This window comes from Blautia caccae, from assembly GCF_040095955.1.
In the GTDB taxonomy this organism is placed as follows: domain Bacteria; phylum Bacillota; class Clostridia; order Lachnospirales; family Lachnospiraceae; genus Blautia; species Blautia celeris.
Window position 1 is genome coordinate 73,754 of the sequence record NZ_JBBMFP010000015.1, and the last position, 19,123, is coordinate 92,876.

Here is a 19,123-nt window from a genome sequence, read left to right on the forward strand (position 1 = left end):
GATGAGGAGATGGAGGCATTATCTGAGGATGTATGGGCAGATTCAGATGCAGAATATGAAGTCCCTGGCTGAGTACAGGACGGATTTCCTGATGATGGTATTTTTTACCGGGTTTTCTCAGGTTTGTAATCTGGGGGTGCTTGGGATCATTTACAGTAATATCCCTGAGGTGGGGGGCTGGAAGCTGTGGGAGATACTGCTTTTGTACAGTTTTCTGTTGTTCTCGGAGGGGTGTATTAACTTCTTTTTTCAGGGAACCTGGAAGATTGCGGAGATGATCAATATGGCGGATCTGGACCGGTTTCTGGTGCGGCCGCTTCCCGTGGGGCTGCAGCTTCTCACGGCCAGGATTGATTTTGACGGGCTGAATAAGATGGGGATTGCGGCGGCTGTGTTTGCTCTGGGGGCAAGTCACTGTAATATCAGGTGGAGTTTGTGGAAAATTGTCTGTCTGGCGGTATTTCTTGTGGAATGTTGTGTGATTCGTGTGTGTATGATCTGGATTGCAAGCTGTGCCTCATTTTGGATGGAGGGAGGGAAGAACAGTTTGAATTTCTTTGCTATTTCCATTGGGGAGATGGCGAAATATCCGCTGATCATTTATCCGCCTGTACTGCAGGGGATATTTGCGTATTTGATTCCGTATGCGTTTGTCAGTTACTATCCGGTGGGGTATCTGCTGGGAAAGAGCGGGATGCGTGCCGGGGTGATGGTTATGCCGGCAGTGTGTGCGGTGATGGCGGGGGTGGCTGTTATTGTGCTTAAGAGGGGGCTTGGGAGGTATGAGAGTAGTGGGAATTGAGATGGGACAGGATTGTTTCGGGGAATGCGGATGAATTTAAAAATATTAAAATAATGCAGGGTATAACATTGCGAATATATTGTGAAGAAATATTTTTGTCATACTGGATGTGCAAAGTCATATTTGCACATTCTTGGCATAAATAGTATAATTTTGGTATTCTGTAAATACATGTTGACATTTAACACGAAATGGAGTATGGTGAGTTTAAGATAAATATTCGATAATAGTAAAGCTGTCGAAAGGCAGTGACACAAAGCTAAAGGGTCTAAGGTCTAACAAGCATGACTATGACAGCCAGTTGCCGTATTATTTTTTGTAAGGTGATTTTTATACCTTGCTTTATTTTGATACGCTTCTGCCTGCAAATTGCTGCAGGCAGTTTTTATTTCGGGGAAAAGTGTATCCCGAGGTAAAAAACCGGTAGATACTTGTCACAGGATAAGTATGTTCTTTTTGTACGAAAAAATGAAAGAACGCCCCTGCCGGAGGCAGCAGAATCCTTTAGGTTTGTGCAAAGTTCAGGCATAGCGCCGGAGTTTGCCGCACAAACATCCGAAACTGAAAAAAATCAGGAACCGCGCGAGAGTATGCCTAGGCATACTCTCTTTGTTATTATACCTATAATAACAAAAACATCCTGAAGACATAAAATATAATTCCGTGCGGCCAAAAATTTCAGAGGTGAGAGAATTGAGTGAAGAAGAGAAGAAAACAAAGAGCACCGGTGAGATGGTCACTGATAATGCCCTAAAACTTCAGAAAGCGGTACTGAGACAGAAAATCATGATCGGAGCCCTTGTAGGTGTTATAGCAGTGGGCGGTGCCGGTGCAGCGGGGTATAAGCTCGGATGGTTTGGCGGAGACAATGACAAGGCACAGGAGGAGCAGGTATCAGCGGATATTGATCCAAATGCAGGGGACTGGGACGGAACTATCCCGGAGGCCCCGAAAGGCGATCCCAATGCGGAGAATATAGAATTACCGGGATATCCTAAGATATATATTCCTGCAGGACAGACAGATGTGGATGTGGCATTTTCCAACCCGGAAGGGAACCCCTGTTATTTTACATTCCAGCTTGTGCTCAAGGACAGCGGGGAAGTGCTTTATGAATCAAAACAGGTGCCTCCCGGGGAGGCGATTACAACAGCTACATTGAGCAAGGCTTTGGATGCAGGGGAATATGCGGCTGAACTGAGAATCACAACGGCAAGTATTGTGGACTTATCCCCCATGAACGGAGCAAATATGGAGACCGTGCTCGATGTGAGATAAGGGTGGTGTTTCATGGACAGCAGGAATTGGAGAGGGATTGTAATTTCTGTAATCACGTCAGCGGTACTTGTAGTTGGAAATACGGGGATGGCCTTTGCTGACGCGGAGCAATTTAATGAAGACGGGGAAGCAGATCCTGCAGTATCACAGGAGCTTGTCCGGGATGTGGACGGAAATTGGATTTTAGCAGATATAGAAGAACCTCAGGACTTTGATGAAGAAGAGGAAACAGAAGATAGTCTTCAGGAAGAAAATGAGGAAGAAAAGGATGAAGTCAACAGAGTGCATCATCACGATGAATTCTGTGGCTATAGAGAGGCAGTGCCGGAAATACCATGCGACCATGAGTGTGTGGATACGGATGGGGACGGCATTACAAATCATTGTCCGGAATGTGCGTACCGGCCTGCAGTTGAAGCGGTTCCCTGCAAGTATGAGCTGGAAAAGCTGAAAGCAGAAGAAGAGCTGAAAAAGCAGCAGGAGCTGGAGGAACAGCAGGAAAGTAAGGATTTGGAGGAGGAAGACCAGGATTCAGAGCAGCAGGGGGAAGATGACCCCGAAAGTGAAAATCCTGAACAGAAGGATTCCAAACCGGAAGAATCCGGGGAAACAGACGGACAAAATAATAAGAAAGAAGATGAGAACGGAGGAGAAGAAAGCGGTGACAGTCAGAAAGATACACCGTCCGGAATAACAAATCAGGGCCAGAAGGATAATATTTCCCATATGGATGAAGAGGCCCATGAGGTGACCTCACCTCAAACGGAAGGACAGGAGGATATTTCTGAGGAAACAGACGCAGAAGATGAAGAGACAGCGGATACCGGTGAAAAGGATGAAGGAGAATCCATAGATGGAATGGAAGATATGGAGAATACCCCGGAAGACCTGGATGCTGAAAAAGAACCGCTGCCGTCAAATGAACCTGTATATGAAGTCGAAATTCCTTCACAGGTAAAACTGACAGATGACACGGACAGCTTTACGATTCAGACTAAGAAATTGATACCGGAAGAGGATGGCGAGCTTGTAGTCACAGTGGAAGGAACTGAGAGCAGAGACAGGAAGAACTTCGCATTGTACTGCGGAGAAAACAGTTGGGAATACCGGCTGGAGATAGCCGGAAACTTGATTACACCGGAAGAGAATCACGCGATTCTGGATGGATGGAGTGAGGCACAGGATGTGAATATTCTGCCGGAAAATAATATTGATTTGTGTGCGGGGGAATATTCGGGAGTGCTGGTGTTCCATGTGGTGTATGAGAGTAGAGTCGAGAATTTTGAAATGGAAATTAATTAAAATTATAATTTAGGAGGATTTGGTTATGAAGAAAAAAGGGTTAGTAGCTATGGGATTGGCAGGGGTTATGACGATTGGGATGTGTGTGCCGGTGTTGGCAGATACAGATGTCACAAGTGATAAAGGAACAGGTGATGCAAAAATAACCTACACTGAGCCAGAAGTATACAGTGTTACAATACCTGCTACGATAACAATGGCATCAGCAGATACAAAACAGGATATCTCAATATTAGTTGCCCAAGATACACTTAAATTAGCAAGTGGTAAAAAGCTAAGAATAACTTCTAGTGTAGATACGGATCTAAATTTAGTAATGACTGAAAAAGACAATACTACAACAATTAATGCAGAAGTTACAAAACCTAATACAGACTCAAATTATTTTGACAAAGATCATAAAAATCCAGTTAAGTATGAGATTCAGAAGCCATCTACTGTTGATTATGCAGGCGAGTATACAGGGACGATTACCTTTACAGTAAGTGAGGATACTGGAGTGTAAAATAGTTTAGTGAGAACTATAAAATGATTTAAATTAAAAAAATAGCTCCTTTTTGATAAGAATCGGGAAATGAAAATTCTTATCAAAAAGGAGTATTTTTATCTTAAAAACAAAGGAATAAATCTGGAAGAACATATCTGAAAAAGACATCTACATCGTTGTGGACAACTATTCTCTCCTGAAAGGTAATTCCCTAGATATCCTTCAGGAGATTATGGAAGCGGTATTGGAACAGTTCTTGAGTGTAAAAATATCATAAATAAAAATCTTTCGATAGTCAAAGATTGTTATCCAGAGCATTTGTTATGAGGTAGTAGTGTCTTTCCGGATTCGATATCTTTGGCTTCATTTTTTTATAACATTTTAATTGTTTTTTGATTTAGTTATTTTCCGGTATTGACGGTTCAATCCTTCTATAATATATCGTGTACATGATACAACTGTCGTACTACATTTTACAGAAAACTCAGAGCATTTGGTATTATATAGTATCCTTCCGGAATTTCCGCGGCGAAACCCCGGTACATTTCCGAAACACCCGAGAATAATACCCCGCGTCCGTAAACCCCGCGCTAAACGCCGCATCCGTGATACTATACTCCTCATCCCGCAGATAAGGGATGCTCTGTTCCACCCGATAGCGCAGCAGATAATCAAACAAAGACTCATTCATATGTTTCTTAAAAAAACGACAGCACTCACTCTTACAGATATGCACGGAATCTGCAATATCTGTAAGGGTGATTTTCTTATCATAATTCTCATGAATAAACCCCAATATAGTCTTAAGCCTTGCCAGCTCCTTAGGATTCAGCGATTCCGCCTCCTGATTAAAAGCCCCCTGATGGCGCAGCAAAACCAGCCAAATCTCCGACAACAGCATCTGCACCTCCATCTCATAAAAATCCGGCCTCTCCAAATCCAGCTCTATGACCTTCTTCATTTTCTCCCTGATATCCCCATGCCACTCCTCACTCCCGTCAAACCAAAGCGCCGAGAACTCATGTCCATTTACCACCAGGTCCACGTATTTTGTCTGTATCAGACTCTTCTCGAACCCATACACAATCTTGGGGTCAAAGGTAATACTCCAGTAATGGCAGTCCTTCCCCTCAACCATATGCCCGCTGTGCAGTGTATTGGCATTGCCGAACATCACGTCCCCCTCCTGCAGATGAAAATCCGCTCCGTTCACCTGGTAGATCATCTCCCCGTCCTCCACCAGTGTCATCTCAATCTCCGAATGCCAATGCCAGGAAAATGTTCCGAATTCATAGTCCGTAATACACTCTTTACTCACCAGTACAGGAAATGTAAAGTCCCCATGCGCCTTAATTTCCCTCTGATTCCTGTTTGTCTGTATCTGCATCCTTTTTCCTCCCCGGTAAAACGCCAAAATCTCAATATCATCCATATATTCTTCAAGATATTCCTAGAAATTCACCCAATATCTACATTATAATACAAGTAAAGTATGAGTCAAGAAAAACGGGAGGTATTTTACAATGTTTGAAAATGAAAAAGCAGTTGCAACTCTGAAAACAGTTTACGGTGAAGAGAAATTGCAGATGGAGCAGGAGCGCTACAATCATCTGTACCGGGAATTTGTGAAAGCATTTGGCGAAGGTGAAGCTGACTTCTTCACATCACCAGGAAGAACAGAGATCCTGGGCAACCATACGGACCACAACCATGGTAAGGTGCTGACCGGAAGTATTGCTATGGATACGATTGCTGCGGCAAGGAAGAACGGCACCTCACTGGTTCACGTGATCAGCGAGAATTATAACCAGAGCATTACTGTTGATTTAGACAATATGGACACAACCTGCAAATGCCAGGGAACACTTTCCCTGCTAATCGGTATGTTTGAGGGATTTGTGAAAAAGGGATATAAAGTGGAAGGCTTTGACGCATATGTGTCCACAGATGTTATCGGCGCAGCAGGGGTAAGCTCATCCGCATCATTTGAAATGCTTATCTGTGCTATCGTTGATTATTTCAGCAATGACGGAAAAATAGATTATGTTGAATACGCTAAGATCGGCCAGTACGCAGAGCATGAATATTGGGAAAAACAGTCCGGTCTGCTGGATCAGATGGCGTGTGCAGTGGGCGGTGTGATCACCATTGATTTCAAAGAGGAAATGCCGAAAGTAGAGAAGCTGGATTTCGGATATGACCAGCTTGGATATGACCTGATCATTGTAAATACAGGAAAAGGCCATGCGGATTTAAGTGCAGAGTATTCTTCTGTCCCCATCGAAATGAAAAAAGCAGCACAGGTTATGGGCAAAGAAGTGCTCGCCGATGTGGATGAAAAAGAGTTTATGCAGAATCTGAACAAAGTCAGAAAAGAAGCCGGAGACAGAGCTGTTATGCGCGCACTGCATTTCTTCGCGGAGCAGAACCGTGTGGATGCTGCAGTGAAAGCAATCAAAGAAGAGGATTACGATACCTTTTTACAGTGTATCACCAAATCCGGTAATTCTTCCTGGAAATGGCTGCAGAACTGTTTTGCAACTAAGGATGAGACAGAACAGGCGGTTCCGGTAGCCCTGGCTCTGACAGAAATGTTCATCGAAGAGGCCGGAAGAGGTTACTGCAGAGTACATGGCGGCGGATTTGCCGGTGTGATCGCAGCAGTGCTTCCTAAAGATATGACAGCAGATTATGTAGAATACATGACACCATACATGGGTAAAGAAAATATTTATGTAATGCAGATTCGCCAGACAGGCGCAGTACATATGGATTTCTAAAATTTCTGAAGGCAGAATCATAAATAAGCCAGGGGAGTGAAGATAACGTAACAGCTCAGCAAAATTCAGACAGCTGAGCTGTTGCCGAATAACCATAACGGTTACTTCACTCCCCTGTTTTTTTATTCCAGCGGTTCCGTATCCCAGGTCCCATCCTCCCGAATCGTATACTGTCCATGTCCGGTAGAAGTATCTATCTTCTTTTCATGAAGCTGACGGTAAGCCCTGGGGCTTGTTCCATAATATTTTTCAAAAGTGCTGCCAAAATGCTGGCGGCTGTTGTATCCTGCATGGAACGCAATATCTGTCACGGACAGAGAACTGTTTGTCAGCAGAAAAGCAGCCTGTTCCAATCTTTTTCGGTTGACATAATCTGTAATCGTGCAGTGCATATGTCTGGAAAACAGGGATTGGAGATAAGATTTGTTAATTCCGGCGTAAGCAGCCAGTTCCGGAATCCGTATATCTTCTGTCAGATGCGCAGAGATATACAGTAAGGCTTTTTTCAGGTATACGGCACCTGTTGCCTTGTTATTTTCCAGAAGACACTGGGACAGCTCCAGCATGGTGCGGAAAAACAGCAGCCGGATAAGGTAATCCGTGTCCGGGGCAGTGAATTTGCGGGACATATGTACATCTTTGGAATACGGAATCTTCTGCTCTAACTGAGAAATCAGGTCTTTCAGGGAATACCCCAGATTTCCTGTGTCATTGGAAATCCAGATAGCCTTTTTGGAACGGCAGAAACGGTCAAAAGACGCACTTTCCCTCCTTGGTTCTAAGATGTCCAGTGTAGTCTTCTCCTCCTGGCAGCGAAACTCCAGATTCAGCAGGGAGCAGGGAGAACCCTTGGGAATCCATAAACGGTGAGGCACTTCAGCGTCCAGAAATATAAACTGTCTTTCTTCCAGACAGTGCGCTTCATGGTTTACATAAATATGACAATTTCCTTTTGTGACATACATGATTTCACAACTGGCATGGGCATGAGCGTGCATATCATATTCTGTCAGGGAAAGGGCGTAAAAAGCAGTTATGGAAATGAAATGATGTGTGGGATTAAAAATGCTCATGGCAGTTCTCCTTTCAGCGATCGCGCGGTCATCCGTATTCAGAATATCTATGAGGATGATAAGGTGACATGGTTTCCGGCGCTTATGCATTTTGGGTAGGATCATTTCGGTTACTTTTATTGTGAGAGCTGGCCCGTCGGTTGTCAAGAAAAATATATACGGCAATATCTTGCATTTTCAAATTTGCACAACAATACTTTCCACATCAATAAAAACCACCGTTTATAATAAACATCATAAAAACCAAAAGAAAAACGGGAGGTTATGTTATGAGTTTTAAAATAGCATTTATCGGAGCGGGAAGCCTTGTATTTGCAAGGACATTATTCACAGATATCATGTCAGTGCCGGAGCTTCGCGATGTGGAGATCGCATTTACAGATATCAATGGGGAGAACCTGGAGAGAACAAGAGCATTATGCCAGAGAGACCTGGATGCCAATGGAATCCCTGTGAAGATTCAGGCAACCACAGACAGAAGAGAGGCATTCAGAAATGCCCGCTACATCATTAACTGTGTACGTGTCGGCGGTCTGGAGGGCTTTGAGACAGATATTGAGATTCCGCTGAAATACGGTGTTGACCAGTGTGTAGGTGATACACTCTGCACAGGCGGAATCATGTACGGACAGAGAGTGATTGCTGCCATGCTGGATTTCTGTAAGGATATCCGTGAGGTGGCTGAGGAGGGAGCAATCATGCTCAACTACTCAAACCCCAATGCAATGGCTACCTGGGCCTGCAATAAATACGGCGGCGTGAAGACCATCGGCCTTTGCCACGGTGAGATACACGGCGAACTGCAGATTGCGGAAGTTCTTGGAATCCCCAGAGAAGAGCTGGATATTATCTGTGCAGGTATCAACCACCAGACATGGTATATTTCCGTGAAACATCACGGAGAAGATATGCTGCCGGAAATCCTGCCGGGATTTGAAGCGCATGAAAAATTCAGCGAAGAAGAAAAAGTGCGTATTGATATGCTGAAGCGTTTTGGCTATTATTCCACAGAATCCAACGGACACCTTTCCGAGTACGTTTCCTGGTACCGCAAACGTCCGGATGAGATCAAAGACTGGATCAATCTGGACAACTGGATCAACGGAGAGACAGGCGGATATCTGCGTGTGACCAGAGAGGAGAGAAACTGGTTTGATACCGATTATCCGAAGATCCTGGCTGAGGAGCCGAAGAAACTGGACGGTTCCGAGAGAGGAAAAGAGCACTGTTCTTACATCATTGAATCACTTGAAACGGGTAAAAAATACAGAGGACATTTCAATATGATGAATGAGGGCTGCATCACGAACCTTCCTTATGAAAGCGTAGTGGAAGTTCCCTGTTATGTAGATGGAAACGGCATCAGTGTTCCTAAGGTGGGAGACCTTCCTCTGGGATGCGCAGCAGTGTGTTCACAGTCCATCTGGGTTCAGAAATTGGCAGTAGAGGCAGCCGTGCATGGAGATGCAAAACTGCTGAAACAGGCTGCATTAATGGATCCGCTCACAGGTGCAGTCTGCAACCCGCCGGAAGTATGGCAGATGATCGACGAAATGCTGGTTGCGCAGGAACAATGGCTGCCGCAGTATAAAGAAGCCATTGCACAGGCAAAAGAGAACCTGGCAAAGGGCGATTTGATTCCTACGAAAGAAGGATATAAAGGAGCAGTGAGACTTCAGGAGAAATCTGTTGAGGAAGTTGCTGCGGAGCATGAAAAGAGGAAAATTACGGTATAAATATTGCCTCCATAATGCTATATTATAGTTAGAAAAGGAACAGGCGCACATAAAGCGGCTGACCTTAAGTAAGCAATAAGCCTGCCTGACGGTTAAGTACAGGGCAGGCTTATTGACGTTTGTCTGCTATTCTTATTTCATACGTTTATCCTGGCCGGAGATGTCAGATAATCTGTATCAGACAATATTAGATGTCTTTTTTACCGTCCCGCTCTTTTCCACCAACTGATCCAATGACTGGAAAGTATACCCCATCTCTTCCCATTTGCTCAGCAGTTCATCGAGAATCTGGGCATTTGTGCTGGAGGTGCTGTGCAGGAGTACGACGGCGCCGGGGTGGATCCTTCCGATAAGTTTACTGAAGGCCTCCTCTTTTGAAGGCTGCTTATCCTGATACCAGTCTACATAGGCAAGACTCCAGAAGAAAGTCTTATAGCCCAGTTCCTGTGCCATTTTCAGGTTGCTTTCACTGTATTTGCCCTGGGGCGGGCGATAGAACTTGGTCATGGGCTTACCGGTAGTCTCTGTGTAGAGGTCTTCCAACTCCTGAAGTTCCTTGGAGAAGGAATCTATGGTGGATATTTTGGACATATCCGGGTGATGGAAGGAATGATTGCCCACGGTGTGGCCTTCCTTGACCATCCGTTTTACCAGATCAGGGCTGGTGGAGATGAAATTTCCAACCACAAAGAAGGTGGCAGGGGCATTGTGTTTTTTCAGTGCGTCCAGGATGGTGGCTGTATTTCCGTTTTCATAGCCGCAGTCAAAGGTGAGGTAAATGACTTTCTCTTCTGTATTTTCGGCATAATAGGCATCGTACTGTTTCAATTCATCGAAGGTGGCGTTTGCCACAGGCGGTTTGCCCTCCTCCTGAAAACTAAGGCCCCAGTTGCCGTCAGCGGAGGTGGAGACGGATTCTGCCTGCCTGCCGTTTACCGCCTCAGCGATAAAACAGCCGGCAAAGTAGGCTGCGGCAAAGAGAAGAGCGATTGCCAGAAATTTTTTAATTGGAATGTTATGTAGCATAATAAGTCCTGGAAGGGTTGTTTATTCTATCATATTTCCTTTGCAGAGGTTTTATGACAGGACTTAAAGTTTGCGGATGCGGAGCATGCTTCCGGTTAGCCGTTATTGAATTTTTTGCTCAAATTCCTGAATTGTATCGGCCCTGGCCGCGTATCTGAGCCACTGGTTTAGAACTTCAGTGTCACTCTGTTCCATAATCTTTCTTTGCAGCTCTTCAGATACTTCGCCCAAATCCTTCAGCAGATCCAGAATAACCAAAGCCCTTCCCAAGGCCCGTCCCTCTGCAAATCCTTCCGCCCACTTGGCGTCCAGTTCATCCTTCATCAATTCTTTCAATGCCTCACACATAGTCTTCGTCCCCTTAAATTTATTTTTGTGTTTTCAGTTTTCTTTGGCTATGGTCAGGGTTTATTGGATTTTCTGTTCAAAGTCCCGGATTGTCTTGGCCCTGGCCGCGTATTTGAGCCACTGGTTCAGAATTTCAGTGTCATTTTGTTCCATAATATTTCGCTGCAGTTTCTCAGATACATCACCCAGATCCTTCAGCAGAACCACAATACTCTCTGCCTTTCCCAAAGCCTCTCCCAAGGCCAGTCCTTTTGCCTCTCCCAAAGCCAATCCTTCTGCCAGTCCCTGAGTCCTTTTAGCTTCCAGTTCATCCTCCATTAATTCTTCTAATGCTTCACACATAATCTTCGCCTCCTTGAATTTATCTTTGTTTGCACGGACAATAAGATCCATAACGGATTTATACAGGTTATTACCTTTATGCTTTCCATACTGCTCAATCAAATGTTTTGCCGTCTCTGTTTCTTCCAGTTCATCTGTCAGGCTTTTCAGCCATAGATTCTGTTCCTTAGACAGTTCCTTTGTCAGGATCAGCTGAATTGGGATATTATCTCCGGTGATATAATAAATGCCATCCTCTTCTCTGTGGATTTCATAGCCCCGTTCCTCTGTCAAGTGCCGCATGAGACTGCGCGGATACCGGTGGCATACAAAGGTTATGGTAATATCATGGATGGCGATGCTGTCAGCCTGCGCGGTATCTGCCTTATAAAAACAAGTATAACCATAAACCTTATAAAAATCATCCACACTCAGATAATCCTTAGGACTTTTATATTCTACAATGTTGTGTGCTCTGAAAATCCTTCCGATATTTTTTCGGATAGAAATATCTCTTTCTTTTTTTACGATCAGCACATCGATTTCCTTTGGTTTTGTACCCAATTGATGTTCGTTTTCAAAGAGCAGCGGATCTGCCTCTGCTTCCAGTTCAATTTGAATTCCGGCGTAAAAAGCAGGATGCCACTGCAGGGCATGCGGCTGCTGTTTCCGTTCTTCCATATAAAACCTCCTTTTTTAGTTATAGACGCAGGAGGTTTCTAACCTTTCCGAAAACTCCTGCAAAAAATGTGGTGAAAAGCACGAATTTTCTGAAAGGACAGGCCGGACATACGTCGACCCGTTATTATGAAATGATATAAGATATTTTGAATCCCAAGACTGATTCAAAAATAGAAAGATAATCCAGAAAATATGCTTTTTTTAATTTTAGCACAGGCCTTTTCTGCCGGCAACAGGTATTTCCGGTTTACATGTAAAACTTAGTGTAGTTTAGCAGGAGAATGGATTGGCAACTGCCGGGCGCAGCGCAGTCAGTAACCACTTGCCGGCGCAGCAATGCTGCTCTTCACTGCGTGCCCGGCAACACGCTTCGCGATGCACAGATATGGAGCAGAATGCTCCATATCGCGCTGGCTGCCTCGGGATTTTCATGCCCTCGGCCTGAAAACACCTCGCGGCACAGTGGCGTGTGGACAGCAACGCAGCAATAATAGCGTCAATAACGACCGGCAATAATCGCTTGAATTCTTAACAGAAATATGATAAATTGAAGACGGAAAAGAACACAACAGCCAAGCGCGGCTGACCTCTGAAAGTAAAGGATACCACCCTGACATGCCAAGGTTTAAGGGTGGTTTTTATATGCAGTAAGACACTTAAAAAAGCGGACTTTAACATTAAGGAGAGATTATGGACAGTAAACTAATATTTTTTGACATTGACGGCACACTTGCAATGGAGCCCTCCGGGATCATACCCGACAGTACCAGGACCGCCATTGCCGGGGCAAAGAGAAACGGGCACCAGGTGTTTGTCAATACCGGAAGGACGTATTACAGTATCAGTGAGGAAATCCGTTCCATGGATTTTGACGGATATGTCTGTGGCTGCGGCACCCACATTTATTACAGAGGCAAAAAGCTGCTGGAATCCGCAATTCCCCATGACATGTGTGTGAAAGTTGCAAAAATGCTGAGGGATGCCAAGATCCCTGTATTTTATGAGGCTGACAAGGCTATATATTTTGATTTCAGTTACCCCAATCCATGGCTTCAGGAGGCAATACAGATATTTGCGGCGAAAGGGAGAAATATCGAAGAGTTATTTCGCGATGAAAACCAGACCTATGATAAATGCCTTATATTCCTTCCGGACACAGAAGCGGCCGGGGAGATAAAAGTATTTCTGGATGAACATTTTTACTGCATCCCCCGGGGCGGCAATGTCTGGGAGGTGACGCAGAAAGATTACACAAAGGCTACAGGAATCCGGTTTATGTGCAGCCATCTGGATGCAGATATGGAGAACTGCTTTGCTGTAGGCGACAGTGAGAATGATCTGGATATGCTGAAAGCAGTAAAGAACAGCATAGCAATGGGAAATGCCAAAGAAGAGATCCTCCCGTACTGCAGTTATGTGACAAAGGGAATCGAGGAAGATGGTATCCATTATGCGCTGAAACATTACGGAATAATATGATGCGCATTGTCATGCACAGCTTATCAAAATCAATTATCAGACACAAGACACGCTCTTAAACAATCAATAATAATAGAGTCCCACCCAAAAAAGCAACTGCCCGGCATAAAACTGCCGGACAGTTATTTTTTGCATTTCTTTTTCCGAGAGGAAATCCCTTTGATGATTATTTGGCTATTCAGCGCAAAAAGTATTTAATTTAGAAAAAGTATCTGATAATTAAATAATCGTATTTATCAGAAAAATTAATCAATAACAAATTCCTTTGCAATTCTACAGTATTTACGCAGAAAAATACACCATGCAAACAGCCGAAATCGAAGAAAAATATGTAAATCTGCAAAGATATTACCGAAATATGTAAAACTGCAAAGAACAGGAAAAAGAGTGGTAAGTACATTTTCTACAAGAAATGCTATATTAAACATACCAAAAATATTAAATATTATGCAAAGGAGATGTATTTATGGGAAGAAAATGGAAGGTATTGACCGGTTTGGTGCTTGTGGGGACAATGTTGGCAGGATGTACGCCCGGAACGGCAAAAGAGGGCGATACGGCTGAAAGCAAGACAGAGACAAAAACGGATGCAGGTGACTCGGGGGATGATGCTGCTTCCACAGAAAAAATTGAACTGAACATGTGGGATTTAAGGACAGAGGGTGCCGGAGCGAAAATGATAGACACCATCATCGAGAATTTTGAGAAGGAAAATCCCAATGTCACCATCAAGCGTACCGCTTTCAAGGTTGCAGACCTGAGAAATACCATCAAGCCTGCCATCAACAGCGGAGAAGGCCCGGATATCTTCAGTTATGACGCCGGTGCCGGTTATCTGGGCGTTCTGGCAAATGCCGGTCTGGCAATGGATCTGAGCGACTACAGGGAACAGTATAAATGGGATGACAGGTTCCATGACTGGGCTCTGGAGAAAACCGTATACGACGGCAAACTGTACGGTGTAGCCAATGAGCTGGAAATGCTGGGCGTATATTACAACAAGAAAATGTTCGAGGAGGAAGGCATTGAAGTACCGGAGACTTACGAAGAGTTTATGCAGATATGCCAGAAATTCAAAGACAAAGGCATCACGCCGCTTATCATGGATGACAAAGAGCAGTGGCCGGGATTTCACTATGAGTCAATCTGGCTGAACAGTTTTGTGGGAGCGGACAGAGTAAAAGAAGCGGTAGCGGGAAAAATACCCTGGACAAGCGAAGGATTCGGGGCAGCTCTTGATGAACTTTACAGTGTGTTTGAAAAGGGATATGCCACAGAGAAGCCTCTGAGCCTGGCATCCGAAGATGCAAATAAAGCATTCTACGCAGGGGAAGGTGCCATGCGTGTGACCGGTACCTGGCTGGTATCCGCGTGTGTGGAGAATATGAAGGACAATGTGGGATTTTTCTTCGTACCGGTAGCATCGGATGATCTGGACAACTGCCCTCCGGGGGGACTTGGTGAAGCTGTAGTTGTAAATTCTAAGACGAAATATCCGGAAGAGACAGTAAAATTTCTGGACTATATGTTCCAGCCTGACAACATGGAACTCTGGTATGAAGCAGGTCTGATCCCCTCTGTAAAAGATGTGGATTACAGCGCCTACGAAGTCAGTGAGCTGTTCAAAGATGTGGTGGATGAGATCAACGCGTCCGAGAACCTTGGCGAGAATATAGACGTGCTTATGCCGCCTAAGGTAAATGATGTGACACAGAACTACGTGCAGCAGCTTATTGCGGGCAAGATTGACGGAGCTGCCTGTATGGAACAGAAGCAGAAGGCATTTGAGGAAGAGATCGAGGCAGGAAACTACTCAGTAGAATAGGCGGCAGAAGCATACCTGTGAACATTCTATTGTTATAAATCTGTGAGGGGCTGCAGGATTCTGCTGCAGCCCTGTCACGTGCAGCGGGAAGGGTGTTTTTATGGATAAAAGAAAAAGGATGTTGCTGAAAAACTGGATGGGATGCTTTGCTTTTGCACTTCCGGCACTGCTGTTCTACTGCCTGTTTCTGGTGATACCTATTTTTTCAACTGTGAGGATCAGTTTTCATGAATGGAACGGCGCGGCTCCTTTCATGAAGTTTGTGGGTCTGGATAATTATGCAAGGGTACTGAAGGACCCCATTTTTTATAAAGCATTGGGGAACAATGTCATCTGGATACTGTTTACCATTTTTGTTCCTGTACTTCTGGGGCTGATCTTTGCGGTGATGCTGACACAGAAGTATGTAAAAGGAAAATTTTTGTACCGGCTTACCTATTTCATGCCGAATGTGGTTTCGCTTGTTGCAGTCGGCATCGTATGGGGATGGATCTACAATCCGGAATTCGGAATCCTGGGAAGGATGCTGAATGCTCTGGGAATGCATGGGGCCGCGGGAATCGATTTTCTCGGGGATGGGAAAATGGTCATATGGTTCCTGGTGCTTGCGGGAAGCTGGACCTGTTACGGATTTAATATGGTGGTATTTCTTGCGGCGCTGCAGGGGATTGATACCAGCTATCTGGAAGTGGCAAAACTGGAGGGGGCCAATGCCTTTCAGAAGTTTATCTATGTCATTGTTCCGCTTATTAAGGGGACGATCGTACTTTTGGTATCCAATTCACTGATCGGTTCGTTTAAAGTATTTGACTTGATCTATATTATGACGAAGGGTGGGCCTTATCACTCGTCAGAGGTTATTTCCACCTACATGTATAATTCAGCTTTTAATATGAATGATTACGGATATGGTTCGGCACTTGCTGTGGTTCTGGCTGTGATCATTGCGGTATGCTCCGGAATTTTCATGAAACTGACAGACAAAGAGTAGAGGAGGGGAAAATATGAGTGAACACACAGCGGCCAGGCGGCACCTGGTCAGTATTCTGACACATGCCATATTGATCTTATTTGTGCTGGTCTCCGTTCTTCCCATCTTCTGGATGTGGATGGCAGCAATAAAGCCCTTTGACCCTTCCGTAAACGATCCGTTTGCATTTCCCACTTCAGTGACCTTTGAATACATAAAAGAAGCATGGACAACCGGGCGCATGGGCGGCTATATGAAAAACAGCATTTTAGTGGCTGTACCCAGGGTTTTTGTGGTGCTGCTGCTTTCGTCCATGGCAGGGTATGCCTTTGGCAAACTGAAATGGAAAGGGAGAAACCAGATTTTTTATTTTATTCTCATAGGTATGATGATACCGATCAATGCCATGATCATACCGCTTTACTATAATGTACAGCAGCTTGGCATGATCAACACACTGCAGGCTATGATATTGCCGTACTTTGGGCTGTCCATGCCGTTTGCCTGCTTTATGATGCGGTCATTTTTCCGGGAACTGCCGGATGAACTGATAGAGTCGGCCACCATTGACGGGGCCGGAAAGTGGAAGGCGTGGCTGTATGTTATGCTTCCGCTGACAAAACCTGCTCTGACTTCCCTGCTGATTTTTGAATTTATGTGGTCCTGGAATGATTATCTTCTGCCCATGCTGATGGTGTATGACGATAAATACAGGACGCTGCCTCTGGGGCTTATGTATTTCCAGGGGGAATATACCATGAATACATCGCTGATAGCGGCGGGAGTGACCATTTGTACGGTGCCGATCATCATTGTATATTCCATATTCCAGAGAAGTTTCGTTGACGGTATCACTGCCGGAGCCGTGAAGGGATAGCAGCAGAAAAGGCAGCAGCCGGAGCAAAGAACGATTTAAAATAGAGGAGGAAAAATTTAATGAGTGTAAAAGCAGCAATACTGGGGGCCGGAAATATGGGAAAAGGCCATGCCAAAAGGCTCCTGGAATCAGGTGCACAGATATCCTGCGTATGCGACAAGAGCAGGGCAGCCAGAGAGGCTTTCTGTGAGGAAATACCGCAGGAAAATATACAGGAATACGATGACTTTGACAAAATGCTGGATGAAGGTGATTTTGATGTATTGTTCATCTGTCTTCCGCCCTTTGCCCAGGACCATCAGTTTGAGCGTGCCGCAGAGAGAGGAAAGCACATTTTCATAGAGAAACCGATTGCTCTGAATACAGAGACAGGGAAAAGAATGGTGGAGAGCGCCGCGAAAAGCGGGATTATCACCAGAGTCGGATTTCACATGAGACAGGGGGCTGCGGTTAAAAAAATGAAAGAGCTGATCGCGTCCGGTGAGGCGGGAAGGCCGGTGCTGTTTCACGGACATTATTCCTGCAATTCCCTTCACACACCCTGGTGGATCAATGTTGATCTGTGCGGCGGACAGATCTATGAGCAGGCAATTCATGTCTATGACTTATGCCGTTACCTGATGGGAGAACCAAAATACGCCGCAGGTGTCATGGGAAATGTATGCCACAACCATATCCATAACTACACAGTAGAGGATGTAAGTGCCTCCTTTGCCGGATTTACCAACGGTGCTGTGGCCGCTATCACTGCCAATAACTGTGAGGTTCCGGGAGAATGGATCGGCAGATTCAAGGTGGTATACGAGAAAGTCACCGCTGATTTTCGTGACTTTAACCATGCGGTCTTTACTTACACGGGTGAAGGCGGGTTAAGGACAGAGACGGTAGATTCTGAAGAGGACGCATATCTGGATGAGGTCAGGGAGTTCCTGGAATGTGTCAGAGAAAAGAAACAGACAACATGCGACATCAAAGAAGGTTATAAAAGCCTCTGTTATGTGGAGACCGTGGTGGAATCCGCAGGCATGGACGGCATAAAAGTAGGTTTACATAAATAAAGGAGGACACACATTATGAAACAATTACTCTTAGGACGAAACGGAAAGCCTGTTTTGGAAGAATATCAGGAAATGCCTCTTCAGGCAGGTTATGTAAGGGTGGTATCGGATTACGGTGCACCGAAACACGGCACAGAACTGCACGGATATGAGAAAGACCCCTTTGCAAAGGTTTACTACGATGAGAATACACACATTTTCAGACCGAGAGAAAAGGAGCTTGTGTATGACGGAACGTCCGGCCTGGGAAATATGTGGGTGGGCAGAATCACCGAGATCGGCCAGGGCGTAGAGGGCCTGGAGACAGGGCAGAGGGTTGCCGGATACGGCAATCTGAAAAACACCCACACAGTAAAGGCAGAGGATGTCCTGGTCATGCCGGAAAGTATGACCTGGAAAGAGGCAGTCTGCTATGATCCCCTTCAGTTTGCCCTGGGGGGAATGCGGGACGGCCATGTACGTCTGGGCGATAAAGTGCTGATCTCCGGTCTTGGGGCTATTGGACTTATGGCTGCCCAGGCTGCAAAAGCGGCGGGGGCTTCCCTTGTTGTGGTAACAGACCCCATAGAGAAAAGGCGGCAGGCTGCGCTGGATAATGGCGCGGATATGGCGTTTGACCCGACGAAGGAGGATTTCGGGCTGATCTTAAGGGATAAGACAAACGGAATCGGTATGGATGTTGTGATCGAGACAAGCGGAAATTATAAGGCAGTGGAGCAGGGAATCCGGGCTCTTGCCTATGGAGGAAATTTTGCCATGGTGGGCTGGCTGGGAGAATGCCATATTCCCATCAATCTGGGATATGAGGGACATTTTAACCAGTGTCATTTTTACTTTTCACGGGCATGCAGTGAGCCGAACAATGATTACCCGAGATGGAGCTTTGACAGAATATGCAGAGAGGCATGGGATATGCTCTGTAAGGGCATGTTCTCCTGTGAAAATATCGTTGATCCCGTGGTGGATTTTGAGACCTGTGATGAGAGCTATCTGCACTATATTGTGGAAAACCCGCAGGAGAGTGTGAAGATGGGGGTTGCTTTTAAAAATCAGTAATCTCCGGGGCAAGATTCAAACGGC

Annotated in this window: 17 protein-coding genes and 1 riboswitch; of the genes, 12 read left to right on the top strand and 5 right to left on the bottom strand. The window is 45.2% G+C overall.

Translation table 11 applies throughout. The features are described 5' to 3' along the window. The first annotated feature begins 1 nt into the window (after position 1). From WMO65_RS16470 to WMO65_RS16485, 4 genes are all read left to right on the top strand, one after another. Positions 2-802: an ABC transporter permease gene (locus WMO65_RS16470; RefSeq protein WP_033141704.1), complete on the top strand. Its 801-nt coding sequence runs from the start codon at positions 2-4 to the stop codon at positions 800-802. Between the two features lie 218 nt (positions 803-1,020). Next, positions 1,021-1,111: riboswitch (cyclic di-GMP riboswitch) on the top strand. A gap of 384 nt (positions 1,112-1,495) precedes the next feature. After that, positions 1,496-2,080, top strand: a complete 585-nt coding sequence (locus WMO65_RS16475) for a hypothetical protein (RefSeq protein ID WP_033141705.1) — start codon at positions 1,496-1,498, stop codon at positions 2,078-2,080. 12 nt (positions 2,081-2,092) lie between these two features. Continuing rightward, positions 2,093-3,382 carry a hypothetical protein gene (locus WMO65_RS16480; protein ID WP_148391795.1) on the top strand — a complete coding sequence of 430 codons (1,290 nt, stop codon included), beginning with the start codon at positions 2,093-2,095 and terminating at the stop codon, positions 3,380-3,382. Positions 3,383-3,407: 25 nt separating this feature from the next. Further along, the gene (locus tag WMO65_RS16485) at positions 3,408-3,887 is read left to right on the top strand and encodes a hypothetical protein (protein WP_148391796.1); all 480 of its coding nucleotides are present in this window, start codon (positions 3,408-3,410) and stop codon (positions 3,885-3,887) included. Between the two features lie 481 nt (positions 3,888-4,368). On the opposite strand, the gene WMO65_RS16490 is transcribed toward WMO65_RS16485, so the two are convergent. Continuing rightward, positions 4,369-5,256, bottom strand: a complete 888-nt coding sequence (locus WMO65_RS16490) for a helix-turn-helix transcriptional regulator (protein ID WP_187370536.1) — start codon at positions 5,254-5,256, stop codon at positions 4,369-4,371. A gap of 136 nt (positions 5,257-5,392) precedes the next feature. On the opposite strand from WMO65_RS16490, the gene WMO65_RS16495 reads away from it, so the two are divergent. Continuing rightward, the gene (locus tag WMO65_RS16495; protein WP_130179764.1) at positions 5,393-6,649 is read left to right on the top strand and encodes a galactokinase; all 1,257 of its coding nucleotides are present in this window, start codon (positions 5,393-5,395) and stop codon (positions 6,647-6,649) included. A gap of 122 nt (positions 6,650-6,771) precedes the next feature. On the opposite strand, the gene WMO65_RS16500 is transcribed toward WMO65_RS16495, so the two are convergent. Further along, positions 6,772-7,722 carry an AraC family transcriptional regulator gene (locus tag WMO65_RS16500; RefSeq protein WP_033141710.1) on the bottom strand — a complete coding sequence of 317 codons (951 nt, stop codon included), beginning with the start codon at positions 7,720-7,722 and terminating at the stop codon, positions 6,772-6,774. Between the two features lie 269 nt (positions 7,723-7,991). Here WMO65_RS16500 and WMO65_RS16505 point away from each other — a divergent pair, with 269 nt between their 5' ends. Beyond that, complete coding sequence (locus tag WMO65_RS16505; protein WP_148391798.1) at positions 7,992-9,458, top strand: alpha-glucosidase/alpha-galactosidase; 1,467 nt, start codon at positions 7,992-7,994, stop codon at positions 9,456-9,458. Positions 9,459-9,635: 177 nt separating this feature from the next. Here the strand turns inward: WMO65_RS16505 and pdaA are convergent, their stop codons facing one another. The 3 genes from pdaA to WMO65_RS16520 all read right to left on the bottom strand — a co-directional run bounded on the left by pdaA (position 9,636) and on the right by WMO65_RS16520 (position 11,834). Further along, positions 9,636-10,484, bottom strand: a complete 849-nt coding sequence (pdaA, locus tag WMO65_RS16510) for a delta-lactam-biosynthetic de-N-acetylase (RefSeq protein ID WP_033144178.1) — start codon at positions 10,482-10,484, stop codon at positions 9,636-9,638. 102 nt (positions 10,485-10,586) lie between these two features. Continuing rightward, positions 10,587-10,832 carry a hypothetical protein gene (locus WMO65_RS16515; protein WP_148391799.1) on the bottom strand — a complete coding sequence of 82 codons (246 nt, stop codon included), beginning with the start codon at positions 10,830-10,832 and terminating at the stop codon, positions 10,587-10,589. 60 nt (positions 10,833-10,892) lie between these two features. Beyond that, positions 10,893-11,834, bottom strand: coding sequence for a 3-isopropylmalate dehydrogenase (locus WMO65_RS16520; RefSeq protein WP_148391800.1), 942 nt, complete (start codon positions 11,832-11,834; stop codon positions 10,893-10,895). Positions 11,835-12,524: 690 nt separating this feature from the next. Here WMO65_RS16520 and WMO65_RS16525 point away from each other — a divergent pair. From WMO65_RS16525 to WMO65_RS16550, 6 genes are all read left to right on the top strand, one after another. Further along, complete coding sequence (locus WMO65_RS16525; protein ID WP_130179760.1) at positions 12,525-13,313, top strand: HAD family hydrolase; 789 nt, start codon at positions 12,525-12,527, stop codon at positions 13,311-13,313. A 466-nt stretch (positions 13,314-13,779) separates the two neighbouring features. Then, a complete protein-coding gene (locus tag WMO65_RS16530; RefSeq protein ID WP_033144182.1) occupies positions 13,780-15,138 on the top strand; it encodes an ABC transporter substrate-binding protein in 1,359 nt (452 codons plus the stop codon). Positions 15,139-15,238: 100 nt separating this feature from the next. Then, on the top strand, positions 15,239-16,129 hold the full coding sequence (locus tag WMO65_RS16535; RefSeq protein ID WP_148391801.1) for a carbohydrate ABC transporter permease: 891 nt from the start codon (positions 15,239-15,241) through the stop codon (positions 16,127-16,129). 13 nt (positions 16,130-16,142) lie between these two features. After that, positions 16,143-16,985 carry a carbohydrate ABC transporter permease gene (locus WMO65_RS16540; RefSeq protein ID WP_052099779.1) on the top strand — a complete coding sequence of 281 codons (843 nt, stop codon included), beginning with the start codon at positions 16,143-16,145 and terminating at the stop codon, positions 16,983-16,985. A 59-nt stretch (positions 16,986-17,044) separates the two neighbouring features. Then, positions 17,045-18,043, top strand: a complete 999-nt coding sequence (locus WMO65_RS16545; protein ID WP_148391802.1) for a Gfo/Idh/MocA family protein — start codon at positions 17,045-17,047, stop codon at positions 18,041-18,043. Positions 18,044-18,058: 15 nt separating this feature from the next. Then, a complete protein-coding gene (locus WMO65_RS16550; protein WP_148391803.1) occupies positions 18,059-19,099 on the top strand; it encodes a zinc-dependent alcohol dehydrogenase in 1,041 nt (346 codons plus the stop codon). Positions 19,100-19,123 lie beyond the last annotated feature (24 nt).